At 67.0% G+C, this 22762-nt stretch carries 19 protein-coding genes; 9 read left to right on the top strand and 10 right to left on the bottom strand.

Features of this window, described 5'->3' with window-relative positions:
- Positions 1–218: 218 nt before the first annotated feature.
- Entirely contained in the window at positions 219–1775 is a 1557-nt protein-coding gene (locus IPI67_28235; protein MBK7584074.1) for a L,D-transpeptidase, read from the bottom strand.
- A gap of 55 nt (positions 1776–1830) precedes the next feature.
- Here IPI67_28235 and mutH point away from each other — a divergent pair, with 55 nt between their 5' ends.
- Positions 1831–2520 carry a DNA mismatch repair endonuclease MutH gene (gene mutH / locus IPI67_28230; protein MBK7584073.1) on the top strand — a complete coding sequence of 230 codons (690 nt, stop codon included), beginning with the start codon at positions 1831–1833 and terminating at the stop codon, positions 2518–2520.
- A gap of 28 nt (positions 2521–2548) precedes the next feature.
- On the opposite strand, the gene IPI67_28225 is transcribed toward mutH, so the two are convergent.
- Both IPI67_28225 and IPI67_28220 read right to left on the bottom strand, forming a co-directional pair.
- Positions 2549–2992 carry a CBS domain-containing protein gene (locus IPI67_28225; protein MBK7584072.1) on the bottom strand — a complete coding sequence of 148 codons (444 nt, stop codon included), beginning with the start codon at positions 2990–2992 and terminating at the stop codon, positions 2549–2551.
- Between the two features lie 191 nt (positions 2993–3183).
- Positions 3184–4542 (bottom strand): extensin family protein, encoded by a 1359-nt coding sequence (locus tag IPI67_28220; GenBank protein MBK7584071.1) that lies wholly within the window; start codon positions 4540–4542, stop codon positions 3184–3186.
- 287 nt (positions 4543–4829) lie between these two features.
- Between IPI67_28220 and IPI67_28215 the strand changes: the two genes are divergently transcribed.
- From IPI67_28215 to IPI67_28195, 5 genes are all read left to right on the top strand, one after another.
- Positions 4830–7271 carry a PAS domain S-box protein gene (locus IPI67_28215; protein MBK7584070.1) on the top strand — a complete coding sequence of 814 codons (2442 nt, stop codon included), beginning with the start codon at positions 4830–4832 and terminating at the stop codon, positions 7269–7271.
- A 96-nt stretch (positions 7272–7367) separates the two neighbouring features.
- Positions 7368–9470 carry an Hsp70 family protein gene (locus tag IPI67_28210; protein MBK7584069.1) on the top strand — a complete coding sequence of 701 codons (2103 nt, stop codon included), beginning with the start codon at positions 7368–7370 and terminating at the stop codon, positions 9468–9470.
- A 137-nt stretch (positions 9471–9607) separates the two neighbouring features.
- Complete coding sequence (locus IPI67_28205) at positions 9608–11347, top strand: hypothetical protein (GenBank protein ID MBK7584068.1); 1740 nt, start codon at positions 9608–9610, stop codon at positions 11345–11347.
- A 56-nt stretch (positions 11348–11403) separates the two neighbouring features.
- Positions 11404–11757, top strand: a complete 354-nt coding sequence (locus IPI67_28200) for a hypothetical protein (protein MBK7584067.1) — start codon at positions 11404–11406, stop codon at positions 11755–11757.
- A gap of 53 nt (positions 11758–11810) precedes the next feature.
- Entirely contained in the window at positions 11811–12893 is a 1083-nt protein-coding gene (locus IPI67_28195; protein MBK7584066.1) for an amidohydrolase family protein, read from the top strand.
- Here the strand turns inward: IPI67_28195 and IPI67_28190 are convergent.
- Positions 12890–13309 (bottom strand): TerB family tellurite resistance protein, encoded by a 420-nt coding sequence (locus IPI67_28190; protein MBK7584065.1) that lies wholly within the window; start codon positions 13307–13309, stop codon positions 12890–12892. The genes IPI67_28195 and IPI67_28190 overlap by 4 nt on opposite strands.
- 141 nt (positions 13310–13450) lie before the next feature.
- Here IPI67_28190 and IPI67_28185 point away from each other — a divergent pair, with 141 nt between their 5' ends.
- Positions 13451–14389 (top strand): hypothetical protein, encoded by a 939-nt coding sequence (locus tag IPI67_28185; protein ID MBK7584064.1) that lies wholly within the window; start codon positions 13451–13453, stop codon positions 14387–14389.
- 69 nt (positions 14390–14458) lie between these two features.
- On the opposite strand, the gene IPI67_28180 is transcribed toward IPI67_28185, so the two are convergent.
- The 3 genes from IPI67_28180 to IPI67_28170 are packed head-to-tail and all read right to left on the bottom strand — an operon-like array spanning position 14459 to position 17162.
- Positions 14459–15556: a tRNA pseudouridine(13) synthase TruD gene (locus tag IPI67_28180; GenBank protein MBK7584063.1), complete on the bottom strand. Its 1098-nt coding sequence runs from the start codon at positions 15554–15556 to the stop codon at positions 14459–14461.
- A complete protein-coding gene (locus tag IPI67_28175; GenBank protein ID MBK7584062.1) occupies positions 15553–16521 on the bottom strand; it encodes a serine/threonine-protein phosphatase in 969 nt (322 codons plus the stop codon). The genes IPI67_28180 and IPI67_28175 overlap by 4 nt, the downstream gene beginning before the upstream one ends.
- A gap of 8 nt (positions 16522–16529) precedes the next feature.
- Positions 16530–17162, bottom strand: coding sequence for a TlpA family protein disulfide reductase (locus tag IPI67_28170; GenBank protein ID MBK7584061.1), 633 nt, complete (start codon positions 17160–17162; stop codon positions 16530–16532).
- 100 nt (positions 17163–17262) lie between these two features.
- Here IPI67_28170 and IPI67_28165 point away from each other — a divergent pair, with 100 nt between their 5' ends.
- Both IPI67_28165 and IPI67_28160 read left to right on the top strand, forming a co-directional pair.
- Positions 17263–17574: a hypothetical protein gene (locus tag IPI67_28165; GenBank protein ID MBK7584060.1), complete on the top strand. Its 312-nt coding sequence runs from the start codon at positions 17263–17265 to the stop codon at positions 17572–17574.
- 108 nt (positions 17575–17682) lie between these two features.
- A complete protein-coding gene (locus IPI67_28160) occupies positions 17683–18873 on the top strand; it encodes a patatin-like phospholipase family protein (GenBank protein MBK7584059.1) in 1191 nt (396 codons plus the stop codon).
- 12 nt (positions 18874–18885) lie between these two features.
- Here the strand turns inward: IPI67_28160 and IPI67_28155 are convergent, their stop codons facing one another.
- From IPI67_28155 to IPI67_28145, 3 genes are all read right to left on the bottom strand, one after another.
- Positions 18886–19878, bottom strand: coding sequence for a hypothetical protein (locus IPI67_28155; protein MBK7584058.1), 993 nt, complete (start codon positions 19876–19878; stop codon positions 18886–18888).
- Between the two features lie 69 nt (positions 19879–19947).
- Positions 19948–22221 carry a hypothetical protein gene (locus tag IPI67_28150; protein ID MBK7584057.1) on the bottom strand — a complete coding sequence of 758 codons (2274 nt, stop codon included), beginning with the start codon at positions 22219–22221 and terminating at the stop codon, positions 19948–19950.
- 126 nt (positions 22222–22347) lie between these two features.
- A complete protein-coding gene (locus IPI67_28145) occupies positions 22348–22740 on the bottom strand; it encodes a hypothetical protein (protein ID MBK7584056.1) in 393 nt (130 codons plus the stop codon).
- Positions 22741–22762 lie beyond the last annotated feature (22 nt).

The following is a 22762-nucleotide window of genomic DNA, read 5'->3' as shown; positions in this document are numbered from 1 at the left end:
GCCCTGGAGACCCGAGTATCTCGATGTGGGTCGCAATGACTATTTCGGGCACGGGCGCGCGAACTGTCCGGACCTGGCACGGAGTGCGTTCCTCGACCCGCTTCCCGTCGCTCCGGTCGTGCCAAGGGGCTGGTAGTACGCTCCGTCGATTCGCCAGGGTTTGCAGGCCAAGCAGCCCCTGCTCGTAGTCGTGTTCGGGCGCGGCGCTCCGGGCGTGCTCACTGATGTACGATGAACGTGGTTGCCGGTTCGACGTTCGGGCGCCAGCGCACACCGTGCCAGCCCTCCGGCATCGGGGGTTCGGTGAATTCGAAGAGCCACTTGCCGTCGATGGGCGACACGTTGACGCAGCCGCCGCTCTTGCGGTCGCCCCAGTCGTCGTGCCAGTACGCCCCGTGCAGCGCGTGCGGGCCGTGAAAGTTCTGCGCCCAGGGCACGTCCGAGTGGATGAACTCGCCGGGCGCCACCATCGTGGCGGTCGCAAACTTCCCGGTGATCGGGAACACGCCGACGGGGGTCGCCGCCGTCTCGATCGGATCGATGCCTTTTGCCGGAGTGCCGCCGCGCCCTGGGGCGATGAGCGTCGCAAAGACCGGTAGTGTGCCCTCGAAGGCGATCATCCAGCCTCCCCACACACTCGACTCGATCCACGTGCGCCTGCCCGCCGGGCCTTCCTTGGTGTCGGGACCTCCGACCGGCGCACCCCACGGGGTTTTTTCCTGCGGCGTCGGCACCACGGCGTCCGTCTTTTTTACCCAGATGCCCGGCTCGCGGGTCTCCAGGTACGTCACGCGCTCTTGCTCTCTCTTGGCGCCGCTGAGCTCCACGTGGCTCAAGCGCGGGAAGCGTTCTGTCGTCTCGATGAGCTTGCCGTTCTCGTCCTTGAACTTCGAGCGGTCTTGGCTGCGGAAGAACGCCAGCGGCAGCTTGACGTCTTTGCCGAGGTGCACCCCCGCGAACGTGACTTTCTTGTATGGAACGACTCGGTCCTTGGGCACCCAGAGCAGATCGGCGCTGAGCAACCAGCTGCGGTCCTCTGACACGGCCTCCGCGCTGTAGGCGACGGTCGAGAGCGGTGTCAGCCGCGAGCGCGGTTCGTGCACGGTCGAAGGCAGCTTACCGAGTGAGAACGCCGGCGTCTTCGCCGGATTGAGATCCACGCCGACGAGCGACGTGTGGCGTTTGTCCTTTTGTTTTGCGTCTTCGATCCGCGCCAGATGGTCTTGGAGATCCCACTCCCGCATGCGCTGCTCGGAATGTTTCGGGATCTCTGGATATCGGTAGACACCCCGCGACTCCGCGTACTGGTGGGGCCAGGCGCTCGACATGTTCGGCGCGTAGGGGCGCATCGCCACGAGCTCCGGGTCGTTGGCATCGAGCGTCGCGCGCACACCATCCACACACACGTAACCGCGCGGTTCGATGGCGTACCATTTCGTGCACCCGGGGCCGTTCTTTGGCTCGGGATCCTTGAGCTTCGCCGAGCCGCCGAACCACATGAAGCCGACCCAGCCTGAGGCGTTCGGCTCGGGGCTGATCCAGACGAAGCGAGTCTTGGCGTAGACACGGGGCTCTTCCGCGGCTTTTGCCAGGGCCTTTTGGGGGTTGCTGGATGGCTCCGGCGCGGGAGCAATCGCGCTCACCGAGCTCGTCGGGGACTGCGTTGCTGGGTCCGCCGAAGCTGCTGCCGCTCGACTCGGCGCCGGACCGGCCTCTTCTCGGCTCGCGCATGCGAGCAGAGCGGCCGACAGGCAGAGCAGCGAGGGGTGTTTCATCGGTGCCTTCGGACTATCGTCGAAGCGAGCGCGGTGCAACCAATCGGCATTGGTTATGCTCGCCCTGGTGACGATTTCCCCGCCAAAGACCGAAGCCGAAGTGCTGTGCCGCGCTCGGGCTCTGGCGGGCCGAAAGCTCGGTGATCTCGCCCGCGAGCTCGGTGTCGTCTGCCCGGCGGATCTCCGTCGTGCCAAGGGCTTCGTTGGCAGCTTGATCGAGCAAGCTCTTGGTGCCAATGCCGGGTCGCGACCCGTGCCCGACTTTTCGGAGATCGGCGTCGAGCTGAAGACGCTGCCGGTCGATGGTCGCGGGCGTCCGTGTGAGTCGACCTTCGTGTGTACGATCCCCCTCACTGCCGTCGCCGATCTCGAGTGGCGCGACTCACCGGTATTTCGCAAGCTCGGTCGCGTTCTCTGGGTGCCCGTCGAAGGGGAGCGCGCCCTCGCGCCCGCAGTCCGACACGTTGGTGAGCCGTTGCTCTGGAGCCCGAGCCCCGAGGAGGAAGCGGAGCTTCGCTTCGACTGGGAAGAGCTCGCAGGTCTGATCGGTCGCGGCGACGTCGAGAGCCTGACCGGACACCTGGGCAAGTGCCTGCAGGTGCGACCCAAAGCCGCCAATTCGCGCGCTCGCCGCTCGGGTATCGACAAGGACGGTGCGGTCTTCGATACCGGTCCCAAGGGCTTCTATCTTCGTGCGACGTTCACCGCCCGATTGCTCGGTGCGCACTTCGTCTTGCCCAGCTGATCGCCGCGGGCTGCGGGTGCCGCCGGTCTCAGGGGCGAGACTTTTGCGGGAAGTGCCCCGAGAGGGCCTCGGCGTACAATCGACACACGTCCGCCAGGGTCAGAATGCCGGTGAGCTTGCCATCGTAGTCCACGACGACCGCGGAGCTCAGCTGCCGTTCGGCCATTTCGCAGAGCACCGCGTCGAGCGGGTCAGCACGGTCGGCCACGAATGCCGGCATGTGACACACCTCCCGGACGGTGAGCGGGCCGGCGCTGGGTGCGAGCGCGCCCGCGACCTGAATGTCCCGGGCGGTGATCACGCCTGCGATCTTGCCCTGACTCGTCACTGGCAAATGATGGATGTCGTGCTCCTCCATCACGACCCGCGCGGTGACCACGTCCTCGGAAACGTCGATTGAGTAGGGCAACGGTGTCATCACGCTGCCGATCGGTGGCATGCCCCGCATGGAGGGCGGCTCTGCACGAGGCATACCAGAGGTCCGCGATCAGTCCGCCGCAGCGCGTTCCCGGGCGTTCCGTGGCTGCGCCGGGTGAGTCAGGAGGGCGTGCGCGATGCGCTCAGCACCGTTTGGGGAGGGGCCAGGCGATCGCGAGATTGCGTGACCTCCGCACCCGCTGCGCCGAATCGAGGAGCTGGCGAAAGACTTGCGAGCGGATCGCGTCAGATGGAGCTCGGACGGGCTCGATTTTGCCTGCCCGGGTGGTGGGCGCGCCGCGTTGCGTGGGATTTGTCGCGAGCGTGCTGGGCCTTCCTAGGGTGTTTTCGAGACTTGGCTGCGTCCTTGCGCGGGGCAGGGCTCGGGTCCGGCTTAGGTGCGCGGGGGGGTTCCGTTCTGGGCGGATCATCCAAAGGCAAATCGGGCTTCGACTCGGTCTTGGGCGGCCCCGCTTTGGTGGGCCCGCGTCGGTGCTTCGATGGCTCGCTCTTCTTCGGGGGCTTGCTCTTCGATGGCTCGTCCTTGGCAGGCTCGCTCTTCGGGGACTCGCTCTTCTGCGGGGGCTCGCTCTTTTGCGGGGGCTCGCTCTTTTGCGGTTCGTCGTTCTGGCGGGGCCCGCTCTTCTGCTGGGGCTCGCTCTTCTGCTGGGGCTCGCTCTTCGCGGGCCTGGTTCTCGATTGGCGCGGCTTGGTGTCGCGGCCAGCTCTTGACGGTGCTGCGAGCGGGACCGCGGGCGAGGGTGCTCGAGCACTCGTAGGTCGAGCGGCCTTCGGCGGAGCGGGCGCGCTGGGTTTGTCGACCGGAGCGATGGCCAGATGAATGTGATTGTGGTGATCGCTGTCGTAGTCCGGGGTCAGCAGCTCCTTGAACAGGTGCGTCGCCTTCAGACGGCAGGCCAGCTGATTGAGCAGGGGTGCGGCGGCGCTGCAGCCATCAGGCAGGCCGCGCGCGAAGTCGAGCTCCACGGACTGCCGCTTGCCGTTGAAGGCGATCTCGTGCACGTCGAGCGCGAGCCCGTACGCATGCAAGCTCAGGCGCCCAACTCGGCTCATGCGGTACGAATAGGCCCCGGAGAAACGCATGGCGGTCACACCAAGGTCAGCCAGCACGGGCGCGATGCGGCCAAGCGCGACGACCAGGCGGCAGTCGGCCAGCATTCGAGTGGTCCCCCCCGACTCGTAACGAACGCCGCCGATCTTGCTCGTGACCTCCACCGGCGTGTCCACTCCGCGCTTTTCGCTCACGCGAGCGAACGTCACCCCACTCCGAGCGAGCTCGGCGATGCACGCGTCTGCGCTCGGGATCTCGCTGCCCGAGAACACTGGCACATCGGGTCGTGAGACCGGCTCGACGCGTCGTGGCGCGCTCCCCGTTGGATCCGGCGCGCTGGGCAAGGTCGGAGCGCCGTAGCCGAGCGCTGCAACTCGCGGCTGATCCGGAGGTTCGACCAGCCCGGGGGGTGCCCAGGCTCCGTAGCCGAGCTCGGCGCCGCGATAACGGAGGGGTGCCTGCGGTGCGGGCTCCCGCGCGCAGCCCGACCCCAGAGTCAGGACCAGCGCAGCAATGACGGAGAGACGCGACACTCCCGAATCTGTTCCATGAGCAGCGGCTTTCGCCCAAACAATCGTCGAGTTTTGTCGGTCGGACACTGCACGTATGGCTCATCGCGCTGGGCGCACCGCGGATCCAGCACTACCCTTGTTCAGGCATGCGCGAGCGTGAACGGGGGCCTGCGCTCGGGTCGGCGAAGCCGCCGCCGTTGCGCGGCGCGAGCAGGTCACTAGGCATGCGAGACCCCTTCTTCCGAAACGCGCAGCGGCATTCGCAGCCCCCGCCGAAGCCGTCACCACCTTCGCTCTGACGTCGCTCGATGCGTCCCGCATCGCTTACTGAGCGAGCCGGCGCGAGCCGCGGCATTCTCGCCGCCCGGCCTGACACTCCACCGAACCTAAATTCCTCGTGGCGGGAGGACAAACGTATGCCTACGCTTCGGCGGCATCCCATGAGTGTGACGACTGTTCTCGGTGAAGTCGACCCGCGCTTCCTCGAGATGCTGGAGGACGGTCCGCTCGGCGTGTTCGTGGTGGCTCGCGACGGAACGATGCAGTACGTGAATTCGACCATCGCACGCGTCGCAGGTTTCCCTGATGCGGCGTCGATGGTGGGCTCGAACATTCGAGACTTCTACCGAGACCCGGCGGAGCGCGACGAGCTCTGGCGGCGCGTCGACGAGCACGGAGCCATCAGCGCCTTCCCGGTGACGTTGCAGGCGCGCGACGGAAAGCCCCGCCACCTGCTCCTTTCGGCGATGCTGGACGGTGATGCTCTGCGCGGCGTCTCGGTCGACGCTACCGCGACAACCGCCAATCACGACGCACTGCAGCTCAGTCTCGAGCTGAATCGCCGAATCGTCGAGGCGCTGCCCGGTGGCGTGGTGCACGTTCGCAGCGACGGTTCGATCGCCACGGCCAACGCTGACGCGTGTCGCGTGCTCGGACTCAGCCTGGACAAGCTGACACAACGCTACACGGTGGATTTCGTCACCGAGACCGTGGATGAGGACGGGGTGCCATGCCCGCTCGAGGACTACCCCGTGACGCGAGCGCTTGCCACCGGCGAGGCGCAACCGCCACGCATCATCGGGGTTCGGCGGCCGGCCGGCGACATCGCTTGGGCGCTCTTTCGAGCCGTGCCGGTGAAAGACCCAAAGAGCGGTGAGGTGACGGGCGCCATCGTCACATTCCTCGACATCACCTCGCGTCGGCGGGCGGAAGAGGCCCTGCGGGAGAGCGAGGCGCGGTATCGCGAGTTGGTCGAGGGTTCGCCCGATCCCATGGCGACGGTGCAGGAGCAGAAGCTGGTGTTCATCAACCGGGCTGGAGTTCGGCTGCTCGGCGCCGAGACTTCGGCGGCGCTGCTCGGAAAGCCGGTCGAGGAGATCGTCGGGACGCACCGCATCGATGCGCTGGTCGAATACACACGCCGGCGGCACGCCGGTGAGCTGTTAACGGCCGTGGAGGCGAAGGTCCGCCGGTTGGACGGCGGCGAGGTCGACGTCGAGCTCTCGGCCGTGCCCTACGTTTGGCGTGGCCAACCCGCCACTCTCTTCACTGCTCGGGACATCTCACAACGCCGGCGGGCGGAGGCTCGCTACCACGCGCTCGTCGAGCAAATGCGTCACACCCAGAAGCTCGAGAGCTTGGGACTCCTCGCTGGTGGGGTCGCGCACGACTTCAACAACCTGCTGGCGGCGATCCTGGGCAATACCACCCTCGCGTCACGCCACATCCCGCCGGGCTCCGAGGCTGCCGAGGCTCTCGCGGCGATCGAAGTTGCGGCCCGTCGTGCCGCCGACATCACCGGGCAGATGCTGACCTACTCCGGTCGTGGCCACGTCGAGGCTCGAGCGCTCGCGCTCTCAGAGGTGGTGCGGGAGATGGCGGGATTACTCGGAACCGTCGTATCCAAACGCGCTGAGCTCATCTCGGACCTGGATGACTCGATTCCGCTCATCGAGGGCGATGCGGCGCAGCTTCAGCAGATTGTGATGAACTTGATCTTGAACGCATCCGATGCCCTGGGCGAGCGCCCCGGGGTCGTGTCCGTCAAGACCGGGGTGCGCGAGCTCGCGCAGGCCCAGCTCTCCGAGACCTACGTGAACGATGAGCTTCCGGGTGGGCAGTACGTGTTCGTCGAGGTGAGCGACACCGGTCACGGCATGGATGCCCCGACCCTTTCCCGGGTGTTCGATCCTTTCTTCACGACCAAGACCAAGGGTCGAGGACTGGGCCTCGCGGCGACGCTCGGTATCGTCCGTCGGCACGGTGGGGCCATTCAGGTCGAGTCCGAAGTGGGCGCGGGCACGACCTTCAGCGTCTTTTTTCCGGCGTCATCGGCAGCCGTGGCGGTTTCGACGACCGCGCGCTCGAACGTGCAACCGACGGGAGGCGCGACGGTGCTCGTAGTGGATGATGAAACGATCGTCCGCGAGGTCACCTGCCGCTTGCTGGAGGCGTTTGGTTATCGGGCCATCCCCGCCGACGGCGGGAGCGAGGCGCTGCGCCTGTACGCGGAGCTGCGACCAAACATCGACGTCGTGCTGCTCGACATGACGATGGCTGACATGGGTGGCGGGGAGGTGTTCGAGCGCCTGGTGGCCGAGTATCCCGGCGTGCGGGTGATTTTGTGCAGTGGTTACTTCGAAGAAGACCTGTCCGTCGAGTTGGGCAGCGGAGCCGCGGCTTTCCTGCACAAACCGTATGCCGCGAATGACCTGGTCGCGGCGATCGAAGCTGCCGTGTCGAATCGCTGACTCTCAATCCTCGCGTCCTTGCGCCCTTTTCACCAAGGGGGGTGGCTACGTCCGGGGCGATTGCGCTAGTTTGGGTCGCTTGGAGCGCCGCCAGCTTTGACCGAAGACCGTCGCCAGTCCCTCCGGCTCGAGTCGTCCGCCCGTATCTTGTGGGCAAACCTCGGCAGCGACACCTTTCAGGTCGACCGCCTGCGAGACGTCAGCGCCACCGGCGCTCGTGTAGCAACGGACGCTCTGCCGCGGGTCGGGGAGGAGATCCGGTTCGAGGCGCTCGACGACGCGGGTCAACGATTGTGCGTCGGGCTCGCGCGGGTGGTCTGGGCTGACACCCAGCGAGGCATGGGCATCGCGTTCCTTGCACTGGGCGTCGACCCGAATGTCGTTGCCGTACTCGCCTCGGCGGACGCTGCGTCCCACGAACGACGACCGCCGCAGCTGCCGGGCGGTGTGGTCGGTGCGCCGCCGCTGCCGACGGGCTTGGCGCCCACGGACGCGAAGCGCGCGCCGGCTCCGATCGTCGAGGCTGCCGCGGACGAAGCGGACGAGGAGCTCGACGACGAAACGGCGCCGCAGATCGAGCCGCTCCGGGTGCGTCGCACCGGCATGATCATCGGTATCGATCTCGGGACCACGAACACGTGTGTGTCGCACGTGGTCGACGGGCGTCCCGTGGTGATCCCCGGGCGCACTGGCAAGAGCACGGTGCCCTCCATGATCACCTTCAGCGACGACGGGAAGTGCCACGTCGGCCAGCGGGCGGCGGATCGACAGATCCTATTCCCGCTCCAGACCGTGTACGGATCCAAACGCCTGCTCGGGCGCACCTACCGCGCCGACACCGCCGCCGAGGCACAGCAGCATTTCGCCTATCCATTGGCCGAAGCCGAAGGGCAGCGCTTCGGGGTCCGGGTTGGCGACAGCGTGATCAGCATGGACGACATCGCGAGCCAGATCCTCGAGGAGGTGCGCTCGACCGCCGAAGAGCACCTGGGGGTTCCGGTCGAGGCTGCCGTCATCACGGTGCCCGCGTACTTCAGCGAGGTGCAGCGCGATGCCGTGCGGCGTGCGGCAAAAAAGGCCAACTTGACGGTCTTGCGCGTGCTGAACGAGCCGACGGCCGCGGCCATCGCCTACGGGCACAAACAGAAATCACAGGCCCGCATTGCGGTCTGGGACTTCGGCGGCGGCACGTTCGACATCTCCATCGTCGACGTGACCGACGGGCATCTCGAGGTCGTTGCTACCGGTGGCGACTGTTTTGTCGGTGGCTCGGACTTCGATGACGTCGTCGCCTCGTGGATCTTGGGCGAGTTTCAGCGCATCGAAGCCATCGAGCTCGACCCGCAGCCACAGCAGATCGCCCGCCTGCGCGAAGCAGCGGAGCACGCAAAGTGTTCGCTCTCGGTGCAGACGGAGTACATGGTGGAGCTTCCTGAGTTCACGCGCGACCCGCGGCGCGAGCTGCGCGTAGAGCTCACCCGCGAGGTCTTCGAGGAGCTGACCCGGCCGCTGGTCGAGCGCACCATCGCCATCACCGAACAGGTGCTGGCGGACGCCGGCCTGACCGCGAACCAGGTGGACGACGTCGTGCTGGTGGGCGGTGCGACGCGCATCCCCGCGGTACAGCACGCGGTGGCCACCTTCTTCCGCCGCCGGCCGAGCAAACGCATCAACCCGGACGAGGCGGTGGCGCTCGGGGCCGCGCTCCTGGCGAGCGAAATTGGCACCTCGGACGCCCCCACGCTGCTCGACATCCTGCCGATGAGTGTGGGCCGCGGGGTGACCGGGACACGCTTCGAGGCGCTGGTCCCGAAGAACAGCCGGCTGCCCGTGGAATGTGAGCTCAAAGTGGCGGCGGATTTCTTGGGCACCGCATCCGTACCTATCTTTCAAGGCGAGTTCACGGACGTTGCCAAGAACGAATACATCTGCTCGGCAGTGGTGGAAGACCGCGTGCTCCAGGACGGCGGCACGGTTCTGTTCCGTCTGTCGTTCGATGAACACTGCGTGATGAGCATCGATGCGGTGAACCCGAAGACCGGGCGTGCGCTGCCGGTGGTCCTCGACCGAGCGCGGCCGCTGCAGGAAATTTTGGAACAACTCGGTGAGTACCAGGGCCCCGCTCCCGTGGTTTGGAAGATGCCCGAGTCGCGTTTGAGCAAGGTTTTTGGCAAGCTGTTCAAGCTGTTTGGTCGTTGAGCAGAGAGCGGCGCTGCCTCTGCCCGCGTCCGGGCAGCCCGCGCGCCCGGCGCGCCGCATACGCGCAAGGGCTTTGACAGCGCGACGGCTCGAGAGCGAAATGGGGCGCCATGCTGAGACAAGCCGTTTGGGTTTTGATGGCTATTGCATCGTGGGGAGTCACTGCCTGCGGAAGTGACGACGAGGGTGGGTCCAAGACCGCCACCGGTGGCGGAGGTGCGTCGGGCAGCGGCGGGACGTCGGCCACGGGCGGAGCCGCGGGGAGCGGAGGCACGACGGCGGTAGGCGGTGGCGCGGGTAGCGGCGGGGGTGGGGGAGGAACCGCGTCCGGAGCGTGCCCGGTTGGAATCACGTCGGACTCCGACGTCGGGCAGAGCCTGCCGCAGCTCAGTGTGGATACGACCTACGTCGCACCGACGGGCAAGTCGATCCAGGTAGCGGCCGGCGGTGATCTGCAGGCGGCCCTCGATGCCGCCTTGCCGGGGGACGAAATTCGGCTGGCTGCGGGCGCGACCTTCAAAGGTCCCTTCAGCTTGCCGAAGAAGACGGGCGACGCGGTGATCGTGATCCGCACGGATGTGGCGGACAGCGAGCTGCCCCCGTCGGGACAGCGCATCGATCCGACCTTCGCCAGCAAGCTGGCGAAGGTCGTCGTGCCTGCAAACGTAGGCAGTGTGTTCGGCACGGCCCCCGGTGCTCACCACTACCGCTTGGTCGGTCTCGAGATCTCCCCGGAGCCCGGAGCGTACGCCACGAATCTCGTGGACCTCGGTTCGGGGGCAAAGAGCGACGCGGACTTCCCCCATCACATCGTGATCGATCGCTGCTACGTGCACGGGGACGCGGCCAAGGGCGCCCGCCGTGGTGTGGCACTCAACTCCAAGGACGCCGCGGTGATTGACTCGTGGTTTGCCGACCTGAAGGAGGCTGGCGCGGACTCCCAGGCCATCGCTGGCTGGGCGGGTCCGGGGCCGTATTTGATAGTCAACAATCACCTGGAAGGGGCCGGTGAGAACATCATGTTCGGCGGAGCGGATCCGGCCGTCCCGAACGTCGTGCCCTCGGACATCACGATTTGCGGGAACCACATCGTAAAACCCGTAGCCTGGAAGGCGCTGGCTTTCAGCGAGAAGAACCTGTTCGAGCTGAAGAACGCACGACGGGTCCTGGTTGCGGCCAACGTGCTCGAGAACAACTGGGCCGACGCCCAGGTTGGTTTTGCGGTCGTGCTCACCCCGCGCAATCAGGACGGGAGTGCACCTTGGTCCACGGTCGAGGACCTGACGTTCGTCTACAATGTCGTGCGGCACACTGGCTCGGGGATCAATCTGGCCGGCGAAGACGACAACCATCCGAGTCAGCAGCAGCAGCGCGTCGTGATCCAGAACAACCTGCTCGACGACGTGAATCGCGATGCATGGGGTGGAGACGGTCGGGTATTTCAGCTGATAGCGCCGAAGAAACCCGGCGTGAAGGTGAAGATCGATCACAACACCGCGACCATGGCGGGCAATGCGTTCCTGGTGATGGGCGACAGTGTCGTGGTCTCCGAGAGCGCACGCTTCACCAACAACATCGTCATGAAGGGGGACTACGGCGCTTTTGGCTCCGGCAAAGGCGAGGGGAATGGGGCGCTGGCCTTCTTCCTGCCCGGCGCGGTCTTCACGGCGAACGCCATCGTCGGAGCGCTCGCGGCGAGTTATCCACCCGGCAACTTCTTTCCGGCCGACGCTGCCGCCGTCGGGTTCACGGACGTGGCGTCCGGTGACTACTCACTCTCCGCGTCGAGCACCTACAAAGCCAAGGGCACGGACGGCAAGGACCTCGGGGTGGACATGGCCAAGCTCAGCGCGGCGATCGCGGCCGTGGTGAAGTGACGATGACGGGCCGCGCTCGGCTTCTGCTCCGAGCGGAGGTCGAGTAGGTTCGCGGGATGGACTTCGACCCTGGGCGTGCGCAGCGCCGGCATGCGTTGTTCGGCGGTGAGGGGAGTGTCCTGGTTCAGGCTCTCGAGCAGAGCCCACTCCCTGCGCCGTTCACCACGTTGCTCCTGTGTGAGCTCTCGCCGGGCGGCCGTGTCGGGGCGCACGTTCAAGAGACGGACTGTGAGCTGGTCGTTGCGCTCTCGGGTGAGGCGGTGCTGTACGTCGACCGGTCGCCGAACGCCCTCGGGTCCGGCGGAGTCGTCGGATTACCCCTGGGCTCGCGGCTCGAGATCGACAACGCGTCGGTCGAGCAGCCGTTTCGCTACCTGATCGTCAAGGCCGGCCCCGGTCGCGCTGTCTGAGCGTAAATCGAGCACTTCGATCCGGAGCGCGGGTTTCGTCGTACCACGCTCAGGTGCCCGTCTCGACCCGATTGATGCTCGCTCTCCTGGGCAGCGCGTTCCTCGGTGCATGTCGCAGCGAGGTCCCGCTCGAGAAGCGCGCACCAGAGCAGAGCGCGCACTTCGTCGTGGGGGGCGCAACCCTGCCTGGGGTCGGGGTGCGTGACCTCGAGATCCGCGATGGCCTCATCGTCAGCGTGGGCAAGGTCGAACCCGGGCTGCCGCGCGTCGACGCGGCCGGTCGTTACCTGACTCCGGCGATCATCGACAGTCACGTACACCTGGCCTACCTCGAAAAGACACGAGAGCTGGCTCGACACGGGGTTGCCGGCGCCGTCGATCTGGCGTCGCCGAAGGGTTTCCTGGGTGTCTCCCACGCACCGCTCACGCTGCTCGCCTCCGGGCCGATGATCACTGCGCCCCACGGTTACCCGACCGAGAGCTGGGGCAGCGCGGGTTACGGGCTCGAGGTAGAAGGCGCGAAAGCGGCGGCGGCCGCGGTGGAAGAGCTCTGGTCGCTCGGTGCTCGCGTCGTGAAGGTGCCGATCGATTCGGGTCCCGTGCTCGACGACGCGGCGCTCGGAGCGGTGGCGCTGGCGGCGCACACGAGAGGCATGAAACTCGTCGCGCACGCGCTCGGCGATGCCGACGCTGCGCGTGGGGCTGTGCTTGGGGTGGACGTGCTCGCTCACACTCCGGTCGAGGCGCTCTCCAGCGAGACGGCCAGCGCCTTCAAGGGCCGCGCGGTCGTGAGCACACTCTCCGCCTTCGGCGGTCTCACCGCGCGTGCGAACCTGAAGCAGCTGCGCACCGCGGGCGCCGTGGTGCTCTACGGGACCGACTTCGGCAACACGCAGGTTGCGGGCCCAAGCAGCCGCGAGATCAACGAGCTCGTCGCGGCGGGTCTCGATGGGGAAGCCGTGCTGGCCTGCATGACCTCGGCACCGGCGGACTACTGGGGGTTTTCCCGGCTCGGGCGCATCGAGGTGGGACGGAGCGCGAGCTTTCTGCTGCTCGATCGCGATCCGCTCGCCGACCCCTCGGCGCTCGCCGCACCGGCTGAGGTGTTCATCGACGGGGTCTTGCAGCGGGACTAGGGGCTGAGCGTCCGAACCAGATCGGCGGCTTCGTCGCGGTCGATTTCCAGCGCGTCGGCAGTCTCGAGGATCAGCTCACGCTCGCTGGTGCGGATGATGCCGTCGGCGGCGGTCACCTGGATCGCGAGAGAGAGTGCGACCTTGCGCAGCGCCGGCTCGGGCAGGCGCGCTTTGACCGACAAGAGTCGTTTGTCCCGGCCCTCTCGGTCGAGATCCTTTTTCGCCTGGGCGAGCAGCGAGCTGAGCTCCTCTTTGCTCAGTCGGGCGCTGGTCAGGGACTCGAGGCTGTTCTTGAAGTGGGCCTGCTCTTCGTCGCTGAACTCGCCGTCGGCAGAGGCCGCGAGAAACATGGTTTCGATCAGCGCCTCCAGCTTGGGCGGGGGCAGATCCGGAGTGGTCATGTCGGAGCGGTTCATGGCCCCACGAGCCTAGAGCAAGGGAGCGCCGCTGCCCAGGGGGCGAGCTTTGGCGAGTCACCCCGCGGCTCCGCGCGCGGACCCTTCGCCCGCGATTCTGTGACGCAGCGGGTCGGCACGGGATGATACTAGTCGGGGGCTTTGAGGAACGGCTTCTTTCCTCCCGAAAGGATCGAGCAGGCACGGCTGGCGGCCTTCTTTGCGGTGAGCCGCGACGACCCCTGGTTGTCCAGAATGCTCGCCACCGTCGTCGTGTACGTGTTGGTGCTGGGGCCACTCGTGCTCGGGATCGGTGTGCCGATGCTGGTGGCCGTGCTCTTCCACCCGCATCGGGGTGTGATGGCGCTGTGCCCCGTCTTCATCCTCCCGCTGGCCGGCTACGCGGTGATGTTTGGCCTGATGGGTTTGGTGTTCGGCAGTTATCCGAGCATGGCGCGCGGTCTGGCCGCGGTGCCGGTCGTGGTCGACCTCGATTCGAGCGCCGATGGTGAGCTCGTGCTCGTGAGCGGCCGCGTCGTTGCGGGCACGGAGGGAACCGTCAACGGCGAGCTCACCGGAAAGGAGTTCGTTTGGACGGAGCTCGAGCTCGAGGTGACTGCGCCGTCAGGGCGCGGCCGCAGCGCGCGGGTGAGCCGCACGAGGTCGAAGCGGACCGCGTTTGCGGTCGAGCCCGAGGGCGCTCCGACCATTGCCCTGGACCCGACCGGAGGTTTCTTGCGCGCGGCACCCCAGCAGACGACCGTGGACGGCGTGGGGGCGCCGGGCGGCCATCGATTGCGCGCGCTCTTGGAGCTCGAGAACCTCGAGCTCCAGAGCCACGAAGACGCGGACGTCTCAGAGCGGTCGCTCGCGGTCGGAGACCAAGTGCTCGTTCTCGCCGTGGTGCGGCGCGGAGCCGCCTACCGCGGTGAGGGCTGCCTCGCGAGCGGCCCGGACGACCGTCTCATGGTCAGCGGCGAAAAGCGCCACGAGTTGCTCGCGGCATTTGGCCCGAGCAAGGGCTCGCGAATCACCCTGATCGTCGGCGTCGTCGGCGTCGTCATCGGGCTTCTGCTCATGCTGGGCGCGCACGTGCCATGAGCCCCAGGGCGCGGAAACGCCTGCAGCCTCGACGTCACTCCGACGCGTCGGGATGGCTCGCACCGACGCTCACGGCCGTGGCTCCCCGCGCGGCGCGAAGAAGGGCGAGCGGGTCAGCTCACGCACGAGCTCCGTCGCATAGCTGCCTGCGGGCAGGAAGAACCCGAGCTCGATCACACCCGGCTCGGGCTCGCCGACGACGAGCTCTCTGGGGAAAACCAGGAGGTCGCGACGTGTGCCATCGACGAAGCGCCCCAGCTTTTCGGACAAGCCTTCGTCGAGCCCCGCCGCTTCGGCGGCGAGCTTCTCCAGCTCTGCTGCCCGGGCTCCGGCTCGCCGCATCTTCGGACCCGGCATCGGGCCGGTGAGGTGTAGATCCTTCTGCTCCAGCCGCGGCTGCTCTTTCTCTGGATCTTCGACCAGGAACACGGAGCCCGTGCCTTCGAGCCTCACCACGTCGCCTGCGATCAATCGCGCGAGACCCTCGGCGCTGCGGAGCGTCAAGTAACGGTTGAACACCTCGGACTGGATCACGCTCGGATACAGCTTGGTGTAGAAGCGGCCGCGCTTCTTGTCTCCGCGGGCGCCGGACTCGAGCCAGGCGATGGCACGCCCCAGGTTCGCGCCACCGATGCCGAAGCGCTGTCCACCGAAGTGGTTGGGCATGCCGTGCTCGACCAGGCGCTCGGTGATTGCACGGGCGCGTGCGGCGCCGCCCTCGGGCACGTTCGTGATGCGAATCGTGAAACGGTTGCCCGAAAGCTGCCCGGTGCGCAGCTTCTTCGGATGTCGCACTGCCTCGAGCAGGCGCATGCCTTCGGGCAGCTGCCAGGTGTCCGTTGCAACGACACTCCCCGGCAACGACAGCCACTGGGACGTGACCGCGTGTTTGTCCTTCATGCCGGCGCTGCCGATCTCGCGCGGGTGGACGCCCGTGCCGCGGGCAATGATCTCGATCGCGTCCTGGGTGTTGAGTAGGCGTTTTTCGATCCGCACCCAGAGGTGGTCGCCGCTGCCCTCCAGCGGCCACGCGAGCACCTCGTCGACCCTGAAATCTTCTGGCTCGCTGCCAATGGCACCGCCTACCGCCGGCAGCTCGAGTGAGCCGAGTGGCGGTTCATGCACACGGTAGCGAGGCGCTGCCCCCGGTTCGCTGGGTGTCGTCATCGCCGAATCAACCGCGCGAGCACCGCCCCGAGCTCGTCGAGCTCCGCGTTCCTGATCTCCTCGAGGGGGATCTCCTCGATTCCGAGCAGCAAGATCTCCGGATCCGACGGGTGCGCGCTGGGAAGGGAGTCGAAGCTGGCCCGGTCGTAGACCGGAACGGCAGTTCGTTTGGGACCCTGGCAGTCGATGACGAGGGCCGTCACGTTGTCCGGAGCGCCCGCAGCTTTGGCGAGATCGATCAGGGCCACCACGGTCTCGGCCGGAGGATCACCCCGAGACAGCGCCTGCGCGATGGCGTCGGGCGCAACCGGTCCGCTCAGCCCGTCACTGCACAAGAGAAAGCGGTCGCCATCCACGACCTCGCGCGATGCCAGGGGCACGCGCAATTTGTCCTCCATTCCCAGGGCGCGGGTCACCGCGTGCTGCGGCAAACTCGACAAGACATCGTCGTCGAGATCCGGACGTTGTTCGATCACGTCGTTGATCATCGAGTGGTCGGTGGTCAGCTGCTCGAGGTGACCGGCCCGCAAGCGGTAGCAGCGGCTGTCACCCACATGAACCAGGTGTGCCATCGACGCGCGCTTGGTGAACAACAAAGCTACGAGGGTGGTGCCCATGCCTCGGCGACTGCGAGCAGCCCGTGACATGCCCATGATGTCCTGGTTCGCGCGGTGAGCTGCCGTCGCGAGCAGGCGTCCATCGCGGGCCAGACCAAAGACGTCGAAATCAGGTTGCCCGAGGGCCTGATCACGGGTCTCCGCGATCAGGTTGGTGACGGTGCGTGTCGCAGTCTGGGCCGCGATGTCTCCGGCATCGTGGCCGCCGGCCCCGTCACACACCAGATAGAGCGCTAGGTCGTCGCGCACCAGGACGACGTCCTCGTTGTTCTTACGCCTGAGGCCGATATCGCTCAGCCCGAAGGCATGCAGTCGGAGCTCCGTCTGGTTGACCTGGGCCGCTGGCATGGCCGCGATCATAGACCAGGCGGCTCGGCGTCTGGGGTGTCCAGGAAGGGGGGTGCGTCCGCCGGCATTCGCCGCGCAATCTCCAGGGCCGCGGCCAGACGCAGGGCGTGGCTGGGTGAATAACCGACCTGATAATCGACCAGGTAGCCGTTCTTTCCCACCACGGCGATGACGGGAACGGTCTGGAGCGGGTCGTAGCTCAGGGCAAAACGCGGAAACGCGGAGCCGCGGATCACGGGCTGCCCCAGGCGGTGTCGGGCCAGGAAACGCGGTAGCGCGTCCCAGGTCTCGGCGTCGTCCAGCGATACCACGAGCACGGGCAGATCCGGGTGCTCGGCGAGCGCATCGGTCACCATCGGGAGTTTCATCTCGCACACGCGACACCACGTCGCGAGGAACACGAGAACGAACGGCTGGCTCCCGACCCACGCGGACGAGTCGAAGACACGATCGCCGGTGGACCGTACGCGGAAGCTTGGCACGCGTTCCTTGGGCGAGAGCACCCTGAACGGTTCGGTCGTTGGCTCCGGCTCCGCGCGCGGTTCGAGCGGGTCGGTACGACCGCCCGCGGCCGGCGGCGCTGCAGCGCATGCCGTCAGCGTCAGGAGCGCGAGCCCGAGCGCGCCGTGAAATCTCAGCATACCCGTCTAGCCTAAGCGGCCGGCCTGCCTGGGGCCACCCGCGCCTTCCCGCCGGTCGCCGCGCTTTCATTTTGTGTGCATCTGCCCCAAGGTCGGCAGCATGACCGACGGCAAGCGCGGCATCCGCAGGTGGCTCCGCCCGGTCCGATGGCTCGTCGCGGCTGGACTGATCGGGGCGGTGGTGTCTTCCAGCGGAGCCTGCGCCGACTGCAAACCCGGCACCTGCGAGTGCGCCGACGGCGAGGTCATGCGCGTCGACTCTGCGCCCTGCCAGTGCCGGCAGAGCTGCGCGGACCATGGCGGAGTGTGCGCGGACGACTACGCCGGTTGCCCGATCGACGCCGGTGACGCGGGAGCCGACACCAACGACGCCGATGGGTGGCCGTTTCCGTTCGATGCGCCGTCGGGTTGAGTTGCGGTCTTTGGGCTGGAAACTCCGCGTCCTTCGCCCAGCTGGGTTAGCATCGAAACCCTGACCGCTAGGACAAAAACTCCCGGTGTCGTGCTCTCCGGTGGCGGCATGCGAGGTGCCTACGAGGCAGGTGTCATTGCGGGCGTGATGGAGGTGACCGAGCGGAAGGCGGATGCGCCGCCACTCTTCCGTGTGCTCTCGGGGACGTCCGTGGGGGCCATCAATGCAGCGTACCTCGCATCGGGGGCCGACCAAGGCGACCACCGGATCGGAGAGCTGCTGACCTTCTGGCGCAGCCTGCGCCTGGAGACCCACGCCAAGCTCCGCCTGCTCGGCCTCATGCGCTGGCCTCGCCGGGTGACCGAGTTCTTTCGCTCCGGAACCGGCAGTATCCCGCCGGGGTCGAGCCTGCTCGATACCCGCGCGCTCGAGAAGGTGGTGGCGCAGGCCATCGACTTCGAACGTTTGCGCGACAACGTGCGCGACGGACGGATCGACGCGGTGCTGGTCGCCGCGCTGCACGTGGTCTCGGGGCAGACCACGGTGTTCGCCGACGTCGCGCCCAACGTGAACTACGCGCCGTCGATGGCCGGTGTGCGGGTGGCCCGAGTGGAGCCCATCACCATCGACCACGTGCTGGCATCCGCGGCGATCCCCCTCATCTTTCCGACTCGCAAGGTCGGCGAGCGCTTCTACTGCGACGGCGGGTTGCGGCTCAACACGCCGATCGCGCCAGCCCTGAGGGCGGGTGCCGATCCGATCTTGGTCGTGTCCGTCGGGCACCACACCAGCGAGCGCGAGCTAGAGGCTCTGCGGCGGGAGTACGAAGAGGCCGAGGGCATGGACCTTGGACCGCTCTTTCTGGTCGGGAAGCTGCTGAACGCGCTGCTCCTCGATCCCGTGAAGCGTGATCTTCAAGTGCTCGCTCGGCTGAACGAGCTCGTCGAGGTTCTCGAGCACACGCTCTCCCCCGAAGCCTTCCAGCGTGTACAAGACGTGTTGGTGCGCACCCGCGGCACCGGCTACCGGCGTATCAACACCCTCGTCTTCGAACCCTCCGAGGACATCGGGCGCATCGCGGGTGACTACTTGCGGACGGCGATCCCTCCGAAGAACGAGCTCAATCCGCTCCTCGAACGCTTTCTGGCGCGGGCTGCGGTCGAGGGCATGAGCCAGGAGGCCGACTGGGCCTCGTACCTGCTCTTCGATGGCGGTTTCGCGGAACGCCTGATCGAGCTCGGTCGCCATGACGCCTTCGCACGCGCTGACGAAATTCGGGCCGTGTTCGCCGGGCTGTGAGCGAACGGCGTCTCACTCCGCTGGTTTTGGTCGGCCGAGTCGACGTAGCCCTTCCCACGGGAACTCTTTGGTGTGCGGCGTGATGATCGGATCGCCGGGTCGCAGGCTGAACCAAGCGGTCGCACGCCCAGGCCTGAGCACGTGTACGTTCTGGGCGGGGTTGAGCGCTTGGCCGAGCAATGCGACCTCCTGACCGCTGGCCTTTTTTGCCACGTCGAGCACGATCATCGCGTGTCCCGGAGAGCTGGTGTGGACGAAGAAGTCGCCCGGTTCCAGGTCCGTCGCCGCGACCGGTTCGGCTTGCTGAGCCAGCGAGGTGCTGTTCGCCCAGGTGAAGACGCCTCGCAGATATTCGCGGAACTCGGCGTGGTCCAGCTCGGCGGGTTTGCCCTTCGTGAGCCACATCACGTTCGCGCCTTGCGTTTCGAGGCGCTCGCCGCGCGCCCAGCGAGAAAGTGGCAGATCGAGCCCGGTCGCCGAGCGATAGGTCATGGTCTTTTCGCCCTGGGACCACAGCCACTCGGCGTGGAGCCGGATCACCACGTCGGGGCTCTGCTGCAGATCGATCTTCCCAAAGTCGATGGCGACCACCGCGGCCACGTACTGATCATCAGCCTCGTGAACCACCGCTCCCTTCACGTTCTTCACCGGGGTCTTCTCGGCAGCCAGGGGTAGACCGCGCAGCCACTCCCCGAAGGAACCGGCTGCGACCTTCACCCGCGTGTAGCTCGGTGGGGATGGGAAGCGAGTGCTGAGGCTGTCGACCGCAGGCGGAAAATCTTGGGACTTGTCGGAGAGCCAGGCGTAGCGCTTGGGGTCCAGCGGGGCAGGGGATTCGGCTGGCGGCGCGCTCGCACTCGGTGCGGGTGTGCTCGCGGCCGCGGATGCCGCCTCGACTGCCGCAGAAGCGCTCGCGGATGCCGTTGGCTTCGCGGCGGCAGGCGGCTCGGACTTGCACGCAGCCAGGCCGAGCGCGAACAGCACGAAGAGGCGGGTCCAGCGCATGCGGTGGATCTTACCGGGCTGCGCTCGGAGAGCGCGAAATCCTGGTGGGAGCCGCCGGCGGCCTCGGCTTCACTGCGGCACGATCAACGTGCAAATCTCGTTGATGCACTTGAGTTTGTTGTCGCAGCAGTCCGAGCTCGTGGAGCACTTATCGAACTCCTTGCTGCATTGATTCTGCTTCTGGCCGCAGGTCAGCGCGCCGCTCTGTGGATCCTGCTGGCAGTAGCCTCCGCAGCACTCGTCGCCACTCGAACAGGTCGAACCGTCGGCCTTGCAGGGATCCATCACCCAATAACCGCGGGCGTTGCCCGCGAGGAGCTCCTGTCCGGGCAGGTAGAAGGCTGGGTGACTGGGATCGGTGCCGGGAGGGGCCGAGAGATCGATGGCCGCGACCCAGAGTTTCTTGGTGGTCGCGTTCTGGAACAAGTCGTGGTCGCGCGGGTCACTCCACCAAGGATCGATGGTCGCGACGTTGCCGTAGAGCCGGCGGCTCATGAACACGACCCAGGCGTAACCTCCGGATGCGACCGGGCCGACGGTGGGCTCATAGTTCAACACGGTGTCGTCGGCGTGGTTCCCTGGCCCGGCGGGCAAGTAGGTCGCACCGCTGTCCTTACCGTTTGCGCGGTCGAGCTTGGCCGCGGTGCCCGTGGCGACGTCGGTCCACCACAGCTCTCCTTGAGCGCCGTTCCGCGTGGCGAAGAACTCACCGCCGGAGTTGGTCTTGACCTCGGTCTGGAAGACGAGCGCGTCACCGGTTGGCAAGAACCACGGCCAGCCGGGGCGCTGTGCCCCGGAGTAGACGAGCTTCGGATTGGAGAAGGCCTTCGTGGTCACGTCGAAGTCCATCGTGACCAGCTTCTTGCCGTCGCCAGCGCCGATGGTGGCGTCGCCTGGCCCCGCGTAGAACATGAACGCGACCCGCTTGGTGTCGTGAGCGAACGCCGGCATCCCGGCCTTCGTCGCAAACGTCGTGAGCCCGGTCGTTGGAATGACTCCACCGGTCGTCATGTCGTAGAGCTGCGTGTTCGCGCTGCCATTGGCGTTGCCAGGCAGGGGGACGGCGTTGCCGAGGCCGATGCTGCCGTCCGCCGACATGCCGATCCAGCCGAGGGTCGTGTTCGTGCTCGCGGGGTATCCGGTCTCGGGATACCCGGCAGTGAGCGCGTAGCTCGAGCTCACCTGATAGTTCTCGCCGTGCTGCACGATCATGCGCGTGCCGTCGCTCGCAACCGTGTGGCACACGCGGCAGGCCGAATGATCGCCGTTCTTGCCGGCGACCAGCGTGGGATCCGTGGAGCCCGGCTTGATGGCCAACGTCGCGCCGCCGAACATGCCGTCCCCGCCGATGGCGCCGGCGTAGTTTTTCGCCAGCTTCGTGCCGTACGACTGGTAGTACACGGTGCCCTTCAAGCGACCCTTGGCGACGCTCCAGGTCTCGGTCATCGGGCCATAGGCCACACCGCCCTGAGCCACGACGATGCTGGCGGTCAGCGAGCCGCCGGCTGCCGACAGCGTTGCTGCATCCCATGCGGCTTGCGGGATCGGGTGGCGCACGAACGGCGCACCGGCCGCCAGCGGCTTGGGGCGCCCGAAGAAACCCTTGTAGTCGTAGTTCGCCGCGGTGAGGTGGATGTACACACCGTCGGCGACCGCCATCGAGCCAGCCTTCCACTGCAAGAGCGGAGCGAGCAGGCCCAGGGGCCACACGGTCTTGTCGTACGGGTAGAGCATGCCCAGCGTGGCATCGGCCGTTGGTGTGCCCAGCAACAGCGCCTTGAGTACCGCGTCGATCGGGCCGCCTTCGCCCTCGCCGCCGACACCGCCGACACCGCCACCCGTCGTACCGCCATCGCTCTCGATGCCGCCGTTCTCCTCGCACTCGAGCTTGACGGTGACGGTCGTCGTCACCTTCTGCGTGCCGACCGTGGCCTCCACTGTCGCGACTCCGCCGGCCTTGCCCGAGGCCGTGAAGAGCCCGCTCTTGTCGATGGTGCCGATCTCGGCCTTGTCGACCAACCAGAGCGCGTTGGCTTTTGCGCCGTTGTCGTAGGCGTCGAGCTGCACCGTGGGTGGGGGTTGGCCACACTTCGCGGTCAGCACGGGATTTTCGGGTTTGATGCTGGCCGACGAGCTGGTGTCGCCGTTGTTCACATCGAGCTGGAGGCCGCCGCTGCCGCTCGTCGAGCCGGTGCCACTCGTGCTGCCCGTACCGTTCTTCGCGCCGGTGCTCGCACCGCCGTTGTCAGCGGTGCCGCCGTCGTCACCGCCACACGCCCCGGCGATGGCACTGACCGCCGACACGAGACCCAGAGCCCAAGCCCAACGCTGCGTAGCCCGCATGGCGTCGAGTGTAGACGATCCGCGGCGCTTCCGCTGCTCGCAGCGCCTGTTCCGATTGCCGAAGCTCGAGTCCAAGCCTTCGTTTGGGTGAGATCGCGCAGTTGCCCTGCGCTCCGGGCGCCTTGCTCAGCTCTCCGGGGGCGCTGACGCCTCACCCAGGCGGGTCCGGAGCTCCGCTGCCTCTTTGCCGAGCTCGTGAGGTGTTGCGTGCCCGAGCAGCGACAGCGCGCGCGCCCGTTTCTGGCGTGCGGCAACCGTGGCGCCTCGCGCGGACGCTACCAGCGCGCGGTGTTCGAGCAACAGCGCGGCGAGCACGACCTTGTCTCCGCCGCCTAGCAGCAACGCGGCCGAGCGCGGGTCAAAGAGCTCGAGCCCACGCGGCAGACCCAGCGCCTGTTCGGCGGCGGCGATCTCGGCGTCCGCCTCGTCGAGCTGGTCCTCTTTCACCCGGCGAGCCGCGCGCGCGAGCGCCTCGGCGAGCTGCTGAATCAGGCGACCGATGTAGTCCTGTCGAAGCACGGCTGTCTCCCGTTTAGCACTC

This window comes from Myxococcales bacterium (assembly GCA_016706225.1).
Lineage (GTDB): Bacteria > Myxococcota_A > Polyangia > Polyangiales > Polyangiaceae > JADJKB01.
This window is presented reverse-complemented; position numbering and strand designations above follow the sequence as displayed.